This is a genomic window from Luteibacter sp. dw_328, assembly GCF_018449605.1.
GTDB lineage: Bacteria > Pseudomonadota > Gammaproteobacteria > Xanthomonadales > Rhodanobacteraceae > Luteibacter.
In genome coordinates this window covers 81,989-100,741 of sequence record NZ_JAAVUW010000003.1, presented here as the reverse complement: position 1 = coordinate 100,741, position 18,753 = coordinate 81,989, and the positions used below count along the sequence as shown (strand labels likewise).

Annotated in this window: 19 protein-coding genes; 12 read left to right on the top strand and 7 right to left on the bottom strand. The window is 63.9% G+C overall.

The features are described from left to right. Nucleotides 1-36 precede the first annotated feature (36 nt). Nucleotides 37-1,782, bottom strand: a complete 1,746-nt coding sequence (locus tag HB634_RS08125) for a M28 family metallopeptidase (protein WP_255548449.1) — start codon at nucleotides 1,780-1,782, stop codon at nucleotides 37-39. 123 nt (nucleotides 1,783-1,905) lie between these two features. Here HB634_RS08125 and HB634_RS08120 point away from each other — a divergent pair, with 123 nt between their 5' ends. The 3 genes from HB634_RS08120 (at nucleotide 1,906) to HB634_RS08110 (ending at nucleotide 5,733) form a co-directional block, all read left to right on the top strand. Continuing rightward, nucleotides 1,906-3,294 (top strand): Hsp70 family protein, encoded by a 1,389-nt coding sequence (locus tag HB634_RS08120; RefSeq protein WP_213948242.1) that lies wholly within the window; start codon nucleotides 1,906-1,908, stop codon nucleotides 3,292-3,294. Between the two features lie 279 nt (nucleotides 3,295-3,573). Then, nucleotides 3,574-4,554, top strand: coding sequence for a helix-turn-helix domain-containing protein (locus tag HB634_RS08115; RefSeq protein WP_213948241.1), 981 nt, complete (start codon nucleotides 3,574-3,576; stop codon nucleotides 4,552-4,554). Nucleotides 4,555-4,803: 249 nt separating this feature from the next. Continuing rightward, entirely contained in the window at nucleotides 4,804-5,733 is a 930-nt protein-coding gene (locus HB634_RS08110) for an LD-carboxypeptidase (RefSeq protein ID WP_063571518.1), read from the top strand. 68 nt (nucleotides 5,734-5,801) lie between these two features. On the opposite strand, the gene HB634_RS08105 is transcribed toward HB634_RS08110, so the two are convergent. Next, complete coding sequence (locus tag HB634_RS08105) at nucleotides 5,802-6,143, bottom strand: hypothetical protein (RefSeq protein ID WP_046969573.1); 342 nt, start codon at nucleotides 6,141-6,143, stop codon at nucleotides 5,802-5,804. 204 nt (nucleotides 6,144-6,347) lie between these two features. Here HB634_RS08105 and HB634_RS08100 point away from each other — a divergent pair, with 204 nt between their 5' ends. The 3 genes from HB634_RS08100 to HB634_RS08090 are packed head-to-tail and all read left to right on the top strand — an operon-like array spanning nucleotide 6,348 to nucleotide 8,693. Beyond that, nucleotides 6,348-7,589: a histidine kinase gene (locus HB634_RS08100; protein ID WP_063571517.1), complete on the top strand. Its 1,242-nt coding sequence runs from the start codon at nucleotides 6,348-6,350 to the stop codon at nucleotides 7,587-7,589. Then, nucleotides 7,582-8,349, top strand: coding sequence for a LytTR family DNA-binding domain-containing protein (locus HB634_RS08095; RefSeq protein WP_213948240.1), 768 nt, complete (start codon nucleotides 7,582-7,584; stop codon nucleotides 8,347-8,349). The genes HB634_RS08100 and HB634_RS08095 overlap by 8 nt, the downstream gene beginning before the upstream one ends. A 14-nt stretch (nucleotides 8,350-8,363) precedes the next feature. Beyond that, nucleotides 8,364-8,693 carry a hypothetical protein gene (locus HB634_RS08090; protein ID WP_213948239.1) on the top strand — a complete coding sequence of 110 codons (330 nt, stop codon included), beginning with the start codon at nucleotides 8,364-8,366 and terminating at the stop codon, nucleotides 8,691-8,693. A gap of 113 nt (nucleotides 8,694-8,806) precedes the next feature. On the opposite strand, the gene HB634_RS08085 is transcribed toward HB634_RS08090, so the two are convergent. Both HB634_RS08085 and HB634_RS08080 read right to left on the bottom strand, forming a co-directional pair. Continuing rightward, nucleotides 8,807-10,798, bottom strand: coding sequence for a CocE/NonD family hydrolase (locus HB634_RS08085; protein WP_213948238.1), 1,992 nt, complete (start codon nucleotides 10,796-10,798; stop codon nucleotides 8,807-8,809). Between the two features lie 124 nt (nucleotides 10,799-10,922). Further along, nucleotides 10,923-11,114 (bottom strand): hypothetical protein, encoded by a 192-nt coding sequence (locus HB634_RS08080; protein ID WP_157503969.1) that lies wholly within the window; start codon nucleotides 11,112-11,114, stop codon nucleotides 10,923-10,925. A gap of 137 nt (nucleotides 11,115-11,251) precedes the next feature. Between HB634_RS08080 and HB634_RS08075 the strand changes: the two genes are divergently transcribed. From HB634_RS08075 to HB634_RS08065, 3 genes are all read left to right on the top strand, one after another. Continuing rightward, entirely contained in the window at nucleotides 11,252-11,974 is a 723-nt protein-coding gene (locus tag HB634_RS08075) for a hypothetical protein (protein WP_213948237.1), read from the top strand. A gap of 135 nt (nucleotides 11,975-12,109) precedes the next feature. Continuing rightward, nucleotides 12,110-12,499 carry a VOC family protein gene (locus HB634_RS08070; RefSeq protein WP_213948236.1) on the top strand — a complete coding sequence of 130 codons (390 nt, stop codon included), beginning with the start codon at nucleotides 12,110-12,112 and terminating at the stop codon, nucleotides 12,497-12,499. Then, nucleotides 12,499-14,127, top strand: coding sequence for a GMC family oxidoreductase (locus HB634_RS08065; RefSeq protein ID WP_213948235.1), 1,629 nt, complete (start codon nucleotides 12,499-12,501; stop codon nucleotides 14,125-14,127). The genes HB634_RS08070 and HB634_RS08065 overlap by 1 nt, the downstream gene beginning before the upstream one ends. Here the strand turns inward: HB634_RS08065 and HB634_RS08060 are convergent. Beyond that, entirely contained in the window at nucleotides 14,093-14,557 is a 465-nt protein-coding gene (locus tag HB634_RS08060; protein WP_213948234.1) for a heme-degrading domain-containing protein, read from the bottom strand. The two genes, HB634_RS08065 and HB634_RS08060, sit on opposite strands and share 35 nt — an antisense overlap. Nucleotides 14,558-14,604: 47 nt before the next feature. Further along, the gene (locus HB634_RS08055; protein ID WP_213948233.1) at nucleotides 14,605-15,093 is read right to left on the bottom strand and encodes a nuclear transport factor 2 family protein; all 489 of its coding nucleotides are present in this window, start codon (nucleotides 15,091-15,093) and stop codon (nucleotides 14,605-14,607) included. Nucleotides 15,094-15,277: 184 nt separating this feature from the next. Here HB634_RS08055 and HB634_RS08050 point away from each other — a divergent pair, with 184 nt between their 5' ends. The 3 genes from HB634_RS08050 (at nucleotide 15,278) to HB634_RS08040 (ending at nucleotide 17,802) form a co-directional block, all read left to right on the top strand. Then, nucleotides 15,278-16,216, top strand: a complete 939-nt coding sequence (locus HB634_RS08050) for an enoyl-CoA hydratase/isomerase family protein (protein ID WP_213948232.1) — start codon at nucleotides 15,278-15,280, stop codon at nucleotides 16,214-16,216. Between the two features lie 132 nt (nucleotides 16,217-16,348). Continuing rightward, the gene (locus HB634_RS08045; RefSeq protein WP_063573941.1) at nucleotides 16,349-17,059 is read left to right on the top strand and encodes an SDR family oxidoreductase; all 711 of its coding nucleotides are present in this window, start codon (nucleotides 16,349-16,351) and stop codon (nucleotides 17,057-17,059) included. Between the two features lie 80 nt (nucleotides 17,060-17,139). Then, nucleotides 17,140-17,802, top strand: coding sequence for a DsbA family oxidoreductase (locus tag HB634_RS08040; RefSeq protein ID WP_213948231.1), 663 nt, complete (start codon nucleotides 17,140-17,142; stop codon nucleotides 17,800-17,802). Between the two features lie 4 nt (nucleotides 17,803-17,806). Here the strand turns inward: HB634_RS08040 and HB634_RS08035 are convergent, their stop codons facing one another. Continuing rightward, complete coding sequence (locus tag HB634_RS08035) at nucleotides 17,807-18,745, bottom strand: LysR family transcriptional regulator (RefSeq protein WP_063573505.1); 939 nt, start codon at nucleotides 18,743-18,745, stop codon at nucleotides 17,807-17,809. Nucleotides 18,746-18,753 lie beyond the last annotated feature (8 nt).

The following is an 18,753-nucleotide window of genomic DNA, read 5'->3' as shown; positions in this document are numbered from 1 at the left end:
CTCCTACAGAGAGCCTGCAGCGAGCCTGCGAAGAACTTATTTTTTCTTCTTCGCCGTCGCAGCGAGGGACTTTTCGCGGACGGCCTTGAACTCGCTGCCGTCCTTCCATGCCGGCCAGACGTCGCTGTCGGCGAGTTTTTCGCCGAGGGCATAGAAGGCCTTGACGTTCTGGGTCACGCCGTCGAAGTTCCAGCGGATATCGTAGACATCGGTCGGCTGGTGGTAGTGGTTCTTGACGTAGTCGTTGGCGGCGGCTTCGCCCGCGGCTTTCCCGCCGACGACCATGTCGATGCCGCCATTGGCAGCGAGTGCGGGCACGCCTGCCTTGGCGAAGTTGAAGTGGTCGGAGCGGAAATAGTGGCCCTTCTCCGGTGAGGCGTCGCCGCTGACGACGCGGCCGTCGGCCTTGACTACCTCGGCGAACATGTCTTCGAGATCGCCCTGGCCGAGGCCGACGACTTCCATGTCCTTGGTCGCGCCGGTGATCGGCAACGCGTCCATGTTGATGTCCGCGACGGTCTTGTTGAGCGGGAAGGGTGGGTGGGCGACGTAGTATTCCGAGCCGAGCAGGCCCGATTCTTCCATGGTCACTGCCGCGAAGATCACCGTGCGCTTCGGTTTGTCCTGGGCGAACTTGCCGGCAATTTCCAGCAGGGCGGCAATGCCGGTGCCGTTGTCGACCGCACCGTTGTAAATCTGATGGCCCTTCAGCGAGGGATCGTGGCCAAGGTGATCCCAGTGGGCGGTGTAGACGATCGCTTCGTCGGGCTTGTCGCTGCCCTTGACCATGCCGATGACGTTGTTACTCAGCGAATGCGTGATCGCGCTCTGCAGGTGGATGGAAGCCTTCGCCTCCAGCGGCACCGCCTTGAAGCCGCGCACGTCGGCTTGCTTCGCGAGGTCGTCGAAGTTCTTCCCGGCTTTCGCAAAGAGGCGTTGTGCCGCTTCGTGGGTCAGCCATCCGGCAACCGGCAGGCGAGGCGACGGGTCCTCGCTCTGGGGAAGGTCGAGGCGCGGCGTGGACCAGCTGCTTTGCACCACGTTCCAGCCGTAGGCGGCGGGCTCGGTCTGATGGACGATGAACGCGGCAGCGGCGCCCTGGCGGGCCGCCTCTTCGAACTTGTAGGTCCAGCGGCCGTAGTAGGTCATTTCGCGACCCTTGAACAGCTTGGGATCGTTCGCGTTCCAGCCCGGGTCGTTGACCAGGATGATGACCGTCTTGCCCTTCACGTCGACGCCATCGAAGTCGTTCCACTGGGCTTCCGGTGCGTTGACGCCATAGCCGACGAAAACGACATCCGAATCCTTGAGATCCACGTCGGCCTTGGCCTGGAGCGTGCCCGCGACCATCTCGCTACCAAACGCGAACGCTTCCTGGCCGCCGCCTTCGGCGACATCGAGCTTCACGTTGGCCGGGTCGCTCAGCGCGGTCGAGACCGCGGGCACGGTCTGTACCCACTCGCCCTTGTTGCCCGGCTCCAGACCCATTCGCTTGAACTGTTCGATGATGTAGTTGGTCGTCAGGCGTTCGCCCAGGGTGCCGGGCTTGCGGCCGTCGTATTCGTCGGACGAGATGACCCGCAGGTGCGCGGCGAAGTCGTCCGGCGTGATCTCGGGACTAAAGGTGTGCTGCTCGTTGGCCACGGCCGGAAGCGGCGGGGGTGGCGAGGTGGCGGCCCTGGCAGGAGCGGGCGGAGGTGCCGCCGCCGTCTTGTCGTCGTCGTGGGACTGGCAGGCCGCCAGGGTCAGTGCGGTCAGGCAGGCGAGAGCGAGTCGACGCATCGGCGGAGAGTCCCCTTGGGCAGATAAGGTGGATCCCGAGTGTAGCGGCAAGGGCGGCCCTGTCGCCGCAGCGGCAAGGGAGTCATAATGGTCGGTTATCCCGTTCCCGGAAGACCTTCCCCCATGCGCATCGGCATCGACTTCGGAACCAGCTATTCGGCCGCAGCGGCTATCGTGGACGGACAGCTCGAACTGGTCCGTTTCGGCGACGCCCGTCAGTTCCGCACCGCGGTGTTTTTCCCCGAAATCGTGCCCAACGTGGACGACTTCGTGTTGACCCCGGTCCTGGAAGCCCAGGTGGATGCCTTCGTCCGCGCCTCCCGTCTCGATGAGCGCCAGGCCGGACGGGTGCCACGCGGCGACATGGACCTGCGTCGGGATGCCATCCGTGTGGTGCGCCGGCAGTGGATGGAAGAGCGCACGCGCGAAGCCTCGGCGTCCGTAGCCAGCTTCCAGGACGCCCTCTTCGGCGAGGAGGCCGTGGACGCCTACCTCGAAGAGGGCACCGGCAACCTGATCGAATCGCCCAAGTCGATGTTCGGCTACAAGCTCGATCCGCGTGTGCGCAAGACCATCGTGAGCATCGCGGCGCACATCCTCGAGCACGTTCGCCTGGTGGCCACACGCCAGTTCGGCACGCCCGTTCGCGAGGCCGTCATTGGCCGCCCTGTCGAGTTCCGCAGCTCCATGGGCGCGGCCGGCGGCGAGCAGGCGTTGTCCATTCTCCGCGAAGCAGCACGGATTGCCGGCTTCGACGAGGTCTCATTCCTGGAGGAGCCCGCTGCCGCGGCAATGCATTACCACCAGTCGCTGGCGGAACGGCAGCGGGCGATCATCGTCGACATCGGCGGTGGTACGACCGACGTCGCCTATGCCGAGCTGGGCGCCGGTGAGGTACCGATCATGCACCGCAGCTGGGGCCTGCCGCGTGGCGGTACGGACCTGGACGTGGGCGTGAGCCTGCACAGCTTCATGCCCCGCTTCGGCAAGGACCTGAGCGGCGTACCGGTGCACCACTTCGTCGAGGCGGCCAGCGTGCACAACCTGCCCAAGCAGCGCGAGTTCCGCAAACAGGACTATCGCCAGGTGGACGAGCCCTTCGGTTCACGCCTGCGCGCCTTGCAGGGAACCGGCGCAACCACCCGGCTGAACCAGTCGGCCGAGCGCATGAAGATCGACCTGTCCGCTTCGGATGAGGCCACGGCATCGCTGGATTTCATCGAGGCAGGTCTGAAGATCGATGCCGTTGCCGGCGATTTCCGCGCGGCATCGGAGGATTTCCTCGACAGGATGGGGCGCCTTCTGGACCAGGCGCAGGCCGATATCGGTGAGCCGCCTGCCAGCGTTTTCCTCACGGGTGGCACGTCGCGCTCGCCGCAGGTTCGTGAGCGCGTAGGCGCAAGTTTTCCCGGAATTCGAGTCGTGCACGGCGACCCCTCTCTGGGTGTAGTCTCTGGTCTCGCACAAGCGGCACTTTTACCAAATTCATCAATCGCTTCCGACAGTCGCTAAGCTAATTCGGCATATTCACAAACTGCTGGCTTTTGCTGCATTACATCGTTAGTTAATGGCGTCGACATGGCCCACTTGGAAAAGCGGGGTCACGTCGGCCGATGGAGGTTTAGTCGCGTGCGGGCGTCGCCTGCCGATGGATGTTGCGGGGGTACATATGGGAAGGGTTCGCGTTCGGATCAGGATGGGCAACGAATGGGGCGTTGCCGGGGCCACGCGTCGTGCCAATGACGCCGTCCCGCCGATGCAGGGAATAACCAACCGCAGGGAGGTAGGCGCATGACTCGCCCTTCCAACGTGCAGGGGCTGGAAGATTACGATCTGGTCACCCTGGGTGCGGCGCTCGGCATGTGCGAGGTCGATCTGTTGACCCTCAGCCCGGCCCGGCCCCGCGCATCGATCGCGTCGAAGACACACGACGGGGTCACCTACCTTACCGGGCATATCGATTTCGACGTGCGGGGCTCCCTGACCGTACCCGACGACGCGTGCATGCTCGTCTACCTCCACGAGACCGGAGAACGCAGCTGGTGCCAGGGCGTCGGTGTCGAATCGGAAATGGGCGTGACGCTGCTGCGTGGCACCCCGACCGATTTCATGTTCGAGCGCGGCACGCGGTTCACCCTTGTGATGGCCCCTTACGCGCGCTTTCGCTCGCGGTTCATGGCCTCCGATCACGCCGACGTGGACATGGCCGCGCAACGACTTCGCCTGTTCTCGGTAACCTCCGAGCATCTCAAGCGCGCCTATCGGCAGATAAGCGAACGCGTGCATGAAACCGAAGACATGGCATTCGGTCCCGTCGAGGACCTTCTCGACGAGCATATCCGGGTGGCCCTCGGTTCCTCGTCCGAAGAGAGACCGGTGGCATCGCGCGGAAGACGCGCGCACTACCAGGTCATGCGCCGCGCGGAACGTTTCATGCGAGCCAATCTCCGTCGGGATATCTATTCCCAGGAGCTATGCCAGGCCGCGGGAGCCAGCGAACGTGGCTTACGTTACGCCTTCGACGACCTGCTCGGCATTCCGCCGAACCGGTACCTCGCCATGCTTCGACTTTGCACGGCGCATCGCAGTCTTGTCACGGCAGAAGCCGGACGGCGTTCGGTCAAGTCCGTGGCGCTCAGCTGCGGTATGTGGGACCTCTCACGCTTCGCTGAGAAGTATCGCAGCGTGTTCGGCGAGCAGCCGCGTGAAACGCTCATTCGCAGTGCGCCGGCTGATGATCTGGCGGCGGCCGAAGAATTCGAAGGCTGGTAAGCATCACCGCACAGGGACGTGCCGTTTACGATTAGCCCGTTGCCGCAATTGATCAACGGGAGCCTCGTTCAGCTCCTCTAATCGAGATCTCCACGTCAACCGCGGCGTGAGAGTCCGATCAGGAGAGATGCTGTGATTCATGACGCCGCGCAGACCCAGTCAGGGGTGCTCGAGCCCCGATCGGACAACTTCGGGTTGCCTTCGCGGCCTCGTAGAGGTATTGGTAGTACAGGTCACGTACTGCCAGTCATGCCGAAACGATTCGAGATACGTCTTATTGCTCCCTCCGGTTACGCAGAAGATCGCGCCGCCTGCCAGCGAGGTATTGAACGCCTGCAGGCCGCGGGCCACACGGTTCTCGGCGCTCACGTCGTGGACCGGGTGTCCTTGCGCTTCGCTGGCAGCGATGCCGAGCGCGCGGCGGATATCAACCAGCTCGCCGACCCGGATCGGCCCTTGCCGGACGTGGTGATGGCCATCCACGGTGGCTACGGCGCCATCGCGCTGCTTGAACACCTCGATTACGCGGGCCTGGCGGCCCGGTTCTCAGAAAGTTCGTGCGTCATGGTCGGCCATGGCGACTTCACGGTGATCCAGTGCGCTCTGTATGCGCGCAGCGGGATCGGATCGCTCTTCGGCCCCATGCTGGTCCAGGACTTCGGCGCGGGGTACCTGCGCGAGAACACCTGGCGTCACTTCTGGCAAACCCTGCAGTCCCCCCGGACCGACATCACCTGGGCGTGTCCCGAAGGGCAGACGGATCTGCATACCGAGGGCACGTTATGGGGTGGAAACCTATCGGCGCTCTGCAGCCTGATCGGTACGCCTTATATGCCGGCGATCGACGACGGCATCCTTTACCTCGAGGAGACGGGCGAGCAGGCCTACCGTGTCGAAAGGATGCTGTATGAGCTGGCGTTGAGCGGCGTTCTCGCCCGCCAACGGGCCATCATCCTCGGCGGTCTCGGTGGGCAACGCGTCAGCGAGTACGACAATGGCTACGACATCGAGCACGCGCTCGAGCGGTTCGCGAGCGCTTGCGGTACGCCTATCGTCCGGGGTCTGGCGTTTGGCCACAAACAGGATAAATGGACCCTGCCGTTCGGCGCTCGCGCCGTGCTGGACGTCGCGGACGGCACTGCCGAACTGATCGTGAGCGGGTATCCCTTCAAGGCCTGATCGGGACAAGGCGGTCTGTCAGAAGATCTGACGCGACCGCCAGCCCTGAGGCGGAAGAACGGTCGCGCTCAGCCGAGCGCGGTGACCTGCGTGGCGCCGATCACGCCGATGAAAACGATCGAAAGCATCCAGAAGCGTGCCGGGTCGCGCCACACGCACACGCCCAGGCAGACGATGCCCAGGACGCAGGAAACGATGCCGGCCGCATGCAGGCCGAGTGTGATCAGTGACGGGTCGGAACCACCCGTGGCGATCATCATCGGTCTGAAAATGGCGTACCAGGCGAGCACGAGGCAGGCGCCACCGACGATGCCGAGCAGCCAGTTGGCGGGATGATTCTTCGGCAGCATATTGATACCGAGATAGATCGCTAGAACAACGACAGCGAAAACGACGAGCAACAAGGCCATGCGTTAACCCCTTTGTCTTTGTCGTGGCTCGCGGTCCCCACCGCTAAAGCCAACCGCCCGAGCATGGACTATCGAGGCGGCGAGGTCATGCTGCGGCGCGGAAGGGCGTTTCGTCGGCGAATCCGGCGTTTCGTCGGAAACGCGTCGAAGGACGACTCCGCGCCATCGTATGCTCCCCGGCAATCCAGCATCGGAGCCATTGCGATGGCCAGCCTCAAATTCCTCGGTCGTATCGTCATAGCGTGGTTCGCGGCCTGGTGCATGCTGCTCGTGTTGTTCGGCATGTTCGACTGGCACCACGGCGATCTGCCCTGGTTCGTCACGCTGGCCTGGTTCGTCGGCCTGCTCATCGCACTGGGGCGGGGCGTGACGCATCTGTATCGCGTTCGCACCATTGCCGGACGCATCGACGGGGAGACCTTGTCCAACCGGCAGCGGCGTCGGGTCGAAGTACCCTACGGTGCCGACGAGGCCTTCGGCATCGTCGATGCGGTGATCCGCGAACTGCCGAACGTGCAGGACATCAACGGTACGCGAGGTGGCCTGCAGATCCACGCGATGGTTCGCCTGCTGTCCGGCGCGATGCCGCAACGCCGCCGCTCGTTGCAGCACGGCACCTTCGAACGCAGCACGCGCATCTCCGCCACGATTACGCCAGCCGACGGATCGAGCAGTGTCATGTTCGTCTGCGAGCCGGACAGCAGTGCCTGGGTCGACTGGTTCAATCCCGATGGCGGTGCGTCATTGGAGCACGTCGAAACCCTGGTTCGTGCCATGACCCAGCGCCTCGCCGAACGGCGCAACCGCGAGCGCGCCGACGTGCGGCAGACGACGATGGAAAAGGAGCTCACGGCGGCACAGCTCGGCCTTCTGCAGGCGCAGGTGGAGCCGCACTTCCTCTACAACACGCTGGCCAGCGCACAGGAACTGGTTCGCACTGACCCCGCTCGGGCCGACCGCATGCTGGGGCACCTGATCGACTACCTGCGCCGCTCGCTGCCGCGTACGGACGGATCGCTGTCGACCCTCGGCCAGGAGCTCGAACGCTCCACGGCATGGCTCGAGATCATGAAGCTGCGCATGGGCGAGCGCCTCACCGTGCATACCGAGGTGGCCGACGCCATCGCGATGCTGCCGATGCCTTCGATGATGCTGCAGACCCTGGTCGAGAACGCCATCAAGCATGGTCTCGAGCCGAAGCCTGGCGGCGGCGGGATATGGATTCGCGGTCGCGTGGAAGACGGTGTGCTTTCGGTGACGGTTGCCGACGACGGCATGGGCTTTCGCAGCGAAGGCTCGGGCACCGGCATCGGCCTGAAGAACCTGCGCGAGAGGCTGCGCCTGACCTACGGCGCGCTGGCGAGCTTTGTCATCGGTAACAACTTCCCAGCCGGCGTCGCCGCGACGATCACGTTGCCAGCAACGGGAGTGAACGATCATGCCTAAGTGCATCGTTGCCGAAGACGAGAAGCTGCTCTCCGCAGCTCTCCAGCGTGAACTGGCAAAGGCGTGGCCCGACCTGGAGATCGTGGCGGTCTGCGAGGACGGTGGTGAAGCGCTCGAGGCTATCGCCACGCATCAACCGGATATCGCCTTCCTCGACATTCGCATGCCAGGACTTACGGGCATGGAAGTGGCCGCTGCGGCGGCGGATGCCAGTCCGCACACCCTGGTGGTCTTCGTGACCGCGTACGACCAGTACGCCGTCGACGCGTTCGAGCGTGGCGCCATCGACTATCTGCTCAAACCGGTGGTTGCGGATCGCCTGGCACAGACGGTCACCCGTCTGCGCAGTCGGCTAGCCGATGCTGCGCGCCACGCACGCCGCACGGGTGATCTGGCGAAGGACATGATCGAGCGCTTCGACGAAGCGCCGGACGAGCCACTGACCTGGATCACCGCTGGCGCCGGCAAGGCCACGCGGCTGATCCTCGTCGACGACGTGATCTATTTCCGCGCGGACAACAAGTACACGGTGGTCGCAACGGCGGAGGGCGATGCGCTGTTGAGCCGTCCGATTCGCGACCTGCTACGCCAGCTCGATCCGAAGACGTTCCGCCAGATCCATCGTTCCACCATCGTCAACCTGCGCCAGGTCGCCTCGGTCGAACGGGACGACACCGGCAAGGGTTGCCTGCGCCTGCGTGGGCGCCCCGAAACCTTGAATGTGAGTCAGCCGTTCATGGCCATCTTCCGCGCCATGTGACGAAGGAGACTTCCATGCGACTTTTTCTAGCCATCATCTACTGCTTCCTCAACCTCGCCGGTTGCACTGACGCGCAGAATCGCAGCATCGTGGCGACGGCACGAGAGAACGGAACGGTTACCCTCGATAGCTTTACCGACGTGCACATGGGCCGAGCGTGGTTCGAATGCAAGGCGAGCCAGAGCGGCCGTTGCTATTACGCGGTGTTTCATGGCGACGCGCAGGTTCGCGCGTTCTCACTGCCGGTGGCCGAGACATTGCGCCTCGACAATTTGCCGGCGGGGTTTAGCCAGTGCGTGGCCGCTTCGGCAAGCAAGGTGTCTGCCGACTGCCGGGCGGGGTGATCGTCCTCCCATCGCCGCTGAAGCGGCTCCCACACACGGCAGGAGCTCGCTCTTTGTGGGAGCCGCTTCAGCGGCGATCCCGCGGCAGCGGGCCATCCCGCTGCCGCGTCAGGTCAAGGCGTCGTACGCGGAACGATGGTGTACGTGATCTTCGACGGATGCGCCGCGTCGTGGTGAACCGCGTTATGCGCGATCACACCCTTAGCCTCGTCATAGTTGTTGCCACCGGTATTGAGGTTGCGATCGAAGCGCGGGAAGTTGCTGCTGGAGATCGCCACGCGCAGCTTGTGCCCCGGATAGAAGAACATGCTCGTATCGATCGGCTGGAAGGTGACCTTGTAGACCTCGCCATCCTTCATCCACACCGGCGGCTTGTCGTAGCCTTCGCGGTAACGCATGCGCTGGATGTTCTCGGTGATGTTGAATGCCTTGCCGTCCGGACGGACATCCATGACCTTGAACGTGAAGTCCGTGTCCTTCGCATCGGAAGATACATACAGCGTGACCGTGATGGGTCCGCTGACTTCGGTGCCTTCCTTGAAGGGTTCGGAGTCGTAGACTAGGATATCGTTACGAGCCAGCTGCGGGTTCTGGTCGAACGAACCGAACTTCACCGCATTGCCCTGGCAGCACCCGCCACCGCCCAGCGTGGTGACCGGATTGGCCGGATCGTAGACGAAGCTATCCGGCTGGTCGGTGCCGCCCGCGGTGTCGACGAGCTTGCCGTCGCCATACAGCGTGTTGGCCTTGCCGCCGCTGGTGAAAAACAGGTCGCGCGTGACGGCGCCCGCCGGCGGCCAGGTTTGCGAGTTGCGCCACTTGTTCTCGCCCATCACGTAGTACATGACCTTGGGTTGCTTATCGACGACGGGGCTGTCCACGCCTTTGAGGAACTTGTCGAACCAGCCGAACACCAGGCCTTCGTAGTCGAAGCGGGCATCGCCCACGTCGAGGTCGCCGATCATGGTGTGTTCGGTGGCACGCGTATAGGCGCAGTGCAGGACCGGAGCGATGATGGCGTACTGTTCGTCGGCGACATTCTTGGGCGCCGTGGCGCGGACCTGATTGAAGGCGGCCAGATTCGGTGAGACGGACACGTCGAACCAGCTCATGAACCACAGGCCCGGCTTGTTGATCTTCATATCGTCATGCCACAAACCGCCCTTGCGCCAGGCGGGGCTGTTCGGCGTGCGCGCGATCATGTTGCCGCCTGTCGGCACGTCCATGGCGTCGGCGAAAATGCCCTTGGGGCCATCGACGGCCTTGAGGATCTCGTTCTCCGGCAGGTGCCAGAACGCCTGGTCCCAGTCGACCGGGGGCATCTGCGGATCCAGGTCGAAGGCCTTGGAGGCGCGGATCAGGTCGGCCTGCGACGTATCGGCCGGGAACATGGGGCGAACCTGGTTCTGCTCGCCGTAGATCCAGGCCTGGAACAGCATCTGCACGGCACCGCCGCGGTACCAGTTGCCCTGCTCGTAATACGGACCGACCTTGCCGACACCGGCGCCGAAGCCCTGCACGTTGAACGTGGCGAGCGCCGGCTCGTTCTGCGCGACCACGGCCATCTGCCATTCGGCGGTCGATGAACAACCGGTCGTGCCGACCTTGCCGTTGGACCAGGGCTGCGTGGACATCCAGCGCACGGCATCCACGCCGTCGCTCAGGGGCGCACCGAGGATGTCGTAGTTGCCTTCGGAGAAGTAGTGGCCGCGCTCGTTCATTTCGACTAGGGCGTAGCCACGCTTCACGGCCTCGAGTTCGTGGGTCATGTCGCGCGGGGCGCCATTCTTCACGTCCCAGAAGTTGAAGTTGTACGGGGTACGCACAAAGATCGTCGGTACCTTGCCGCTGGGATTCTTGGGTCGATAGATGTCCGCGGCCATGCGCTTGCCGTCACGCATTTTCACCATCACCTTGCGATCGACGACGGCGATATCCTCGAGTTGTTTTTCGAGATCGATGCGTTTGGCGATGAGTGCCTTCTGTTCAGGCGTCTGGACGGCCTGGGCCGCGACGGGCTCGGCAAGCAGGGCGAGACAGAAAGAGGCGACGCCGACCGACAACGCGGTCCTGACGTGAGAGAGGGCAGGGCGCGACGGTCGCATGCTGAAGCCTTGTTGTCGGGACGATCACCCGAGTCTGGCAAATTGTCCTAAGCAGGTAAATCCGTGACTTCTGGCATGGACAGGCCGTTGTGGGAGCCGATTCATCGGCGATGGGTGCTGGCGATTACGCCTCCGGCACCGAAATCCCGTGCTTCATCAGAATCGACGACACCTCCGAGCTTACCCAGTCGAAATGTTCGGGTCCGGCGGCTTCGAGGACGAGGCTCGACTGCGTCGCGAAGGTCGGCCAGAACGCATCCGGGTCGGGATTCTCGTGCAAACCGGCCTGCACCTCGGTGGCGAGGCGGTCGAGCATGCTTTGAAGATCGTCACGATGTGTCATGACCCCAAGGCTACGCCCGAGGTGTGTACGCAAGTCGTGTACGTTCTTGCTTGACCTCAACTTTGGTTGAGGTTGTCCAATGGCTTTCCCCCACCGACGCAGCACATCCGATGCGCATCCCCCGACTGACCCTGCCGTCCACCGACGTGGACGCCTGCCTCGCGTTTTACCGCGATGTCCTCCAACTCCCGACGACCGGCACGACGGTGCACGTCGGCTGGACCGACATCGACATCGGTCCCACCTCGACCGATCCAGGCGCTGTGCACCTCGCTTTCAATATTCCGTACGACCGGTTCGACGCGGCCTGTACCTGGTTACGCAAGCGCGCCTTGCTGCTGCGTGATCCCCTTGGCGAGGAGCGATTCCATGTCGGTGGCGTCTGGGATTCGGAGTCGGTGTACTTCGCCGGTCCGCACGATGCCGTGCTCGAGCTTATCGCACGTCGGTCATTCGTCCTTGAGGGCAATGTGAGTGGCGACTTTCGAAGCGGCGAGATCGCCTGCGTGAGTGAAGTCGGACTGCCGACCGACGATGTTCCGGCGCTGGTTCGTCAGCTTGTGGTGCGCACGGGGCTTACGCCATTCGGCGATCTCTCCGAAGGTTTCGCTCCCATGGGCGATCACGAGGGGCTGCTCATCGTCGTCGACCGGGACCGCCCGTGGTTTCCGGAGCAGCGACGCCTTCCAGGCGCGCGCGGGATGGAGATCACCATGGAGGGCGTTCTGCCGGACGCTGTCCTGGTCGACGAGGAAGGTTGGCATTTAATCTCGGCGGTAGCCACTTCGGCGCCGTCAAAAGGGCGCCGCAGCGCATCCACGCCTGCCTGGTGACTGTCGCGAAGTGGCCGGGATCAGCCGGGATGACGTCGCGGTCGCCGTCGACGTGCCGGGGCGTGCGCTTCGTCGACATCTGTCACATTCTTCGGAGCGCAGGCTACGCTCTGGCCCATCACTGGGAGAGACTTCATGCGCCTTGGCTACACCCTCATCTACGTTCCCGATGTCACCGCGACCGTCGCTTTTTATGAATCGGCGTTCGGCCTGCGGCGACGCTTCGTCCACGAGAGTGGCCTGTATGCCGAGATGGAGACGGGAGAGACGGCGCTCAGCTTCGCTGGCGAGACCATGGCGCAGATGAACGGTCTCGCGATCCGTCCGAACAATCTGCGAGACCTGCCTGCCGGAATCGAGATATGCCTGGTCACGGATTCGCCGGAGGATGCCTATGAGCGAGCCCTCGGCGCGGGAGCGCTCGCTGTGAAGGCGGTGGAAGCCAAACCATGGGGCCAGCAGGTAGGCTATGTCCGTGACCTCAATGGCTGCCTCGTGGAAATCTGCTCACCGGTCCATCCCTGATGCATAGCGCCGACCGCGATGTCGACTTCATCGTCATCGGCTCCGGCTTCGGCGGGAGCGTGTCGGCGTTACGACTAGCTGAAAAGGGGTACCGCGTCGCGGTGATCGAGCAGGGCAGGCGGTGGACGCCCGAGACCCTGCCGACGACCAACTGGCGATTGTCGCGATGGTTGTGGGCTCCGTCGCTAGGCGTGCACGGCTTCTTCGGGATGCGCTTCTTCCGTCACGTGATCGTGCTCCACGGCAACGCGGTCGGTGGCGGTTCCATTACCTACGCACAGACCCTGCTTGAACCGCCGCCGCGTGTCTGGCGCGAGGGTTCATGGGCGGGTCTGGAAGATTGGGAACGCATCATGCCGGCGCACTACGCGACCGCGCGGCGGATGCTGGGTGTGACGACCAACGAACGACTCGCAGCGGCGGATTTCCGGCTGCGCGATATGGCACAGTCCGTTGGCGTCGGGGATAGCTTCTATGCGACGGACGTCGGCATCTTCTTTGGCGAGGAGGGTGACGCACCGGGTAAGACCTATGCGGATCCGTACTTCGGCGGCGAAGGTCCCGATCGCCATGCCTGCACCGGTTGCGGCGGATGCATGGTCGGCTGCCGGTACGGCGCCAAGAACACGCTGGACCTGAATTATCTCTACCTTGCCGAGAAACGCGGCGCGACTGTGATCGAGCAGACGCGCGTGGTCGACGTGCGCCCGATCGGCGACGCATCGGATGGTTCCGGTGGCTACGTCGTCACGACGCGCAAGGGCGGGGTCTCGGCCCGCCTGCGCTGTAAAGGGGTGGTCTTCGCCGCCTCCTCGCTCGGTACGCAGGACCTGCTGTTCCGGCTACGCGAGAATGGGGCGCTACCGGCGATATCGCCGGCACTCGGGCATGGCGTACGCACCAATGCCGAGTCGCTCATCGGCATTCGCTTTCCTGGTTCCACGGACGATCTCTCGCGCGGCGTCGCCATCGGGTCGGGTATCTACATCGACGCGCATACGCATATCGAGGCCACGCGCTACCCGGCGGGCTCGGACGTGATGGGCCTGCTGACGACCGTCATGGCAAAGGGGCGCCACCGTCGGACAAGCTGGTTGTTAACGGTTCTGTCCATGCTTCTGACGCGACCGCGCGCCTTGTTCCGGCTGGTGCGTACGAAGAACTGGGCTCGCGAGTCGATGATCCTGCTGTGCATGCAGACGCTCGACGGCCAGCTCACCATGCGACTCGGACGCCGTTGGTTCTGGCCGTTTGCCCGTCGTCTCGTGACCGAGGGACCGAAAATCCCGACCTTCATTCCCTCCGCGAACGCCTTTGCCATGAAGGCGGCGCAGGCAACCGGCGGGGTAGCGATGACCTCACTGTCAGAAATCTTCCTCGATATCCCGATGACGGCCCATTGCCTGGGCGGTGCCGTGATGGGCCGGGATGCGGGTACGGGGGTGTGCGACAGCCGCGGCCGCATCCATGGCTACCGCAACCTCTATGTGTGCGACGGGTCCGTGCTCTCAGCCAACCTCGGCGTCAATCCGAGCCTCACCATCGCGGCCATCGCCGAGCACGTGATGAGTCACGTGCCCGAGTTGGCGCCGATCAGCGCGGCAGGAACGCGCGAAGTACGTCCGTAACCAGGCGGTGATCCTCCAGCGAGGGCATGCCGGATACGGTGATCGCGCCAATGACACCCAAGGCGCGCAGCCGTAGCGGGAAGCCGCCGCCATCGGAGGCATGCTCCGCCGGGGCAAGTCCGTAGCGCTCTTCGAGGGTCTGGCCAGCCTTCGCCAGCTTCATGCCGACGACGAGGGTGCTCGTACCGAGCGCGAGCACGGTGTTGCGCTTGCGGCGGATCCAGTTGCCGTTGGACGTATCGGCGCCCGGTGTTGTCGTATAGAACAGCGGGCGGTCGCGCAGGGCGATCTCGATAGCCACGGCGCCCGAGCGCGCGAGCGCGCCTTCGCGCAACGCGTTTCCGATGGTCCAGGCGGTGTCCAGGCTGAAGCCGTCGAACTGCAGCGCGGCTTCTTCGCGGGCGAGTTCGTCTAAGGTCGGGTCAGTCATGCGTCTGGAATCTCCCATGGAAGTGCTGGGATTCTAGAACGCATGCGTCATTCTGCGGAATAAATGGTCGCCTGGCGGATCGCCAGTTTCCATTGGCCACTTTCGTCAGTCCAGATTTCGGTGGTCCGTCGATGAACGGTCTTGCCGGCAAAGCGCGCTTTGCCGACGGGCGTCAGCGTTTCCTCGCCCATCAGGATCACGTCATGGGCACCCCTGGTTGCGGCGTACTCGATCGATCGGTCCAGGGACGTGTAATCGATCATCCGCGTTCGCAGGTTGTTAACAGCGTCGGCTTTTCTCGCAATCATGTTGAAAGGATTATTGACGACAGCGTCGTCGGTGAAGGTGTTACCGAAAGCAGAGACGTCATGAGCCAGGATCGCTTTGTCCATGCGTGTGGTCGCATCGAGCACAGCGGCGATCCGTGGGTTCTTCACGGCTTCCGCAACTGCCGGATTCGCGGCGTGCCATGCGGCATGAACGGGAAGGGCGACGAAAACCAATAGCGCAATGGGTACAACGGCGAGTAAGCGCATCGATCGTCCTCCAGTGTTGGCAATCCTCTCCGGTTATACGCACCGACTTGATCGTTTCCTATCTGTCGATTGGCCAGTGCCATGACGCGAAGCGACAATAAAGTTCGACCCGCTGCAAGTTATATCTGCAGGTCACGGCGGACTTACTGTTGCGTGACACGAAAACGCAAACCGAGGTGACCTCATGAAAACATGTCTCATGGCCGGGGCGATGCTGCTGGCGGCCGTCACGGGCTCTGCTTTCGGCGCGGAAGGTGCCGCAACCGACCACGGCGCCGCGCCGGTCAAACAGGAGATTAAGGTCCGGCAGATCTCGCCTGCGTACTGGCGGGTGACCTTGCACAATCCACCGTTCAACATCTTCGGGCCGGAAACGATTCCGCAGCTCAATGAAGTGATCACCGCGATCGAGAAGGATCCGGATCTTCGTGTGGTGGTGTTTGACAGCGATGTGCCGGGATTCTTCCTCACCCATTACGACTTCGTGCCAGCGCTGGAGAAGACCACTGGTCTTCCCCCCGGGCCGACCGGGCTACCCCCGCTACCCGACATGCTCGTCCGCCTGAGCAAGGCGCCCGTGGTGTCGATCGTTTCGATTCGCGGGCGTGCCACGGGTGTGGGAAGTGAGCTGTCACTGGCCAGCGATATGCGCTTTGCCAGCCGCGAAAAGGCGATCCTGTCGCAATGGGAAGTCGGCGCCGCGCTGGTACCCGGTGGTGGCCCGATGGCGCGCTTACCGCGTCTGATGGGGCGTGGCCGTGCGCTGGAAGTCCTGCTCACCGGTGACGACATCAACGGCGATATTGCCGAGCGTTATGGCTACGTCAACCGTTCGCTACCCGATGCCGAGCTGGATGGCTTCGTGGACGCGCTGGCGCGCCGCATCGCCGGATTCGACAAGCAGGCTATTGCCGATATCAAGCAACTGGTCAACGGCCCTTCGCTGCCGCCCGACAACGAGATCGGTGCGGGCTGGGCAGCCTTCATCACCTCGGTACAGCGTCCGCAGGCGCAGGCGAAGATCGGCCAGTTGATGAAGGAGGGCCTGCAGAAGACGCCGGACGTGGAGACAAGGCTGGCCCACTACACCGGCGAGCTCGGAGCGACCGATCCGGGCAAGTAACGAACGTAGACAGGCATTATTGCGCGCAGCGGAACAGTCACTGCCTGCGGCCGGCCATTCAGCACGTTCCTCTTGATCCCCAACTTGGGTTCCATCGGCTCAACGGTGAGCCGTACCCATGAGGAGATCGACATGAGCAACGAACAGAAAGTCGCCGTTATCACCGGCGGTTCGCAGGGTATCGGCGAAGGCCTCGTCAAGGCCTATCGCGCCAAGGGTTTCCGCGTCGTCGCGACGTCGCGTTCCATCGTCCAGGGCAGTGACCCGGACGTGCTTGCCGTCGCCGGCGACATCGGTGAGGCCGCCACGGCCGAGCGCGTCGTGCGTGAAGCGATGGCGAAGTTCGGTCGCATCGACACCCTGGTGAACAATGCGGGCATCTTCATCGCCAAGCCGTTCACCGAGTACACGACGGACGACTTCGCCGCGATGATCTCGACCAACCTCGCCGGTTTCTTCCACATCACCCAGCGTGCCATTGCGCAGATGGAAAAGCAGGGTAGCGGTCACGTCGTCAGCATCACCACGACGTTCGTGAACCAGGCTATCGCGGGCGTCCCGACGGCGCTCGCCAATCTGACCAAGGGTGGCCTCACCTCGGTGACCAAAGAACTGGCCGTGGAATACGGCGAGAAAGGCATCCGCATCAACGCGGTGTCCCCTGGTTTCATCAAGACCCCGATCCATTCGCCGGAAACGTTCGCGACCCTCGCTGCCTTCAATCCGATGAAGCGCATCGGCGAGATCAGCGACATCACCGATGCGGTGCTGTACCTGGAAGGTGCCAGCTTCGCCACGGGTGAAGTGCTTTACGTCGACGGTGGCCAGAACGCCGGTCGCTGATCGCTCACCACGGGGCCGCGCGTCCGCGGAGCAACGCGAACGCGCGGCCCTTTTTGCAACGAGACTATCGGGAACCCCCCATGCAAGCGCAAGACACCACCGTACTCAAACTCCAGGTCGTCGCCGATGTGATCTGCCCCTGGTGCTTCATTGGCAAGCGCAGCCTGGACAAGGCCATCGCGACACTGGCCGGGCAGGGCATCGACGTCGAACTGGAATGGATTCCGTTCGAACTCAACCCGACCCTGCCGCCGGACGGCATGGATCGGCGTGCCTTCCGCAGCACCCGTTTCGGAAGCTGGGAGAATGCACTGGCCATGGACGCGCGCGCGGTCGCGGCCGGCCGTCCGCTTGGCGCTGTCTTCAACTACGACAAGCAGACACGCACCTCGCACACCCTGGCCGCGCACTCGCTGCTCCGTCTCGCCTGGAAGGAGGGCGGTTCGTCCCTGCAGACACGGCTTGCCGATGCGATGTTCACCGCGTACTTCACCGAGGGCCAGGACCTTAGCGACCACGGTGTGCTCGAGACGCTCGCGACCGGTGCCGGCATGGCGCCGCAGGCAGTGGCACGCTCGACGCCCCTGCATGCCGAAGTACGTCAACGGGAGGCGGCCGTACAGCGGGCGGGGGTGACCAGCGTGCCCAGCTACTTCATGGACGACAAGCCGTTCTTTTCAGGCTCGCAGGACCCGCAGGGCTACGTACGCCTGCTGACGGACGTTGCCGCCGCGCAGCGCTGAGGCCTCAACGGCCTCCCAGGGCCTCCGCCTCGGCCATCAGGCGTGCGAACTCCGTGCGTAACAGCGGTACCGCGAAGTCAACGAAGCTGCGGACCTTCGGGACGGCCAGACGCCCGTTAGGCGTGATGAGGTGCACGGGTAATCCGGCCGACTCGGCGTGACGCAGCACCAGGCGGAGGGAGCCATCCTGGACGCGGTCGGCCACGTGATAGGTGTACAGGCGCGTTACCCCATGGTTCGCCACAGCCGAGGCCATGGCGGCGCGCACGCTGTTCACGATGAGCCGTGGCTTGAAGCGGATCGAGCGAGGGACGGAGCTGCCCGGTGCGGGCGGAAACACCCAGGTGTCGTGGCCGAAGTGCGTGGTGGTGATGATGCGCTGCTGGAGAAGATCGCCAGGCTCATGGATGGGGGGGTGAGCATCGAGGTAGGTCGGCGACGCCACGACCACGCGTTTCACGTCGCCGCCGACCCGGGTGGCGACCATCGATGAATCCTGCAGCTCGCCCACGCGCATGGCGATGTCGATGCCTTCGTCGACGAGATTGGCGTGGCGATCGAGCAGCCTGAAGTCGATCGATACGTCCGGATAGGCTTCGAGATAGGCGTCCACCACGGGGCGGAGGATGTCCTCGCCGCTGACCGGCGGCGCGGTGATGGTAAGCGTGCCACGCGGCGACGCCCGCTCGCCCGCCACACTGAGGTCGGCCTCATCCAGTTCGGCCAGCACGCGACGGCAGGCGGCGGCATAGCGTTCGCCGGCTTCACTGAGCCGGATCGACCGGGTGGTGCGATGAAGCAGCTCGGCACCGACGTGATGTTCGAGGAAGGCGATGGCCCGGCTCACCGCCGCCGGCGATCGCGAAAGTCGCCGGCCGGCACCCGCAAGGCTGCCCTCGTCCAACGCGGCAACGAACACCTTCATAGCTTCGATACGGTCCATCCGCAAAG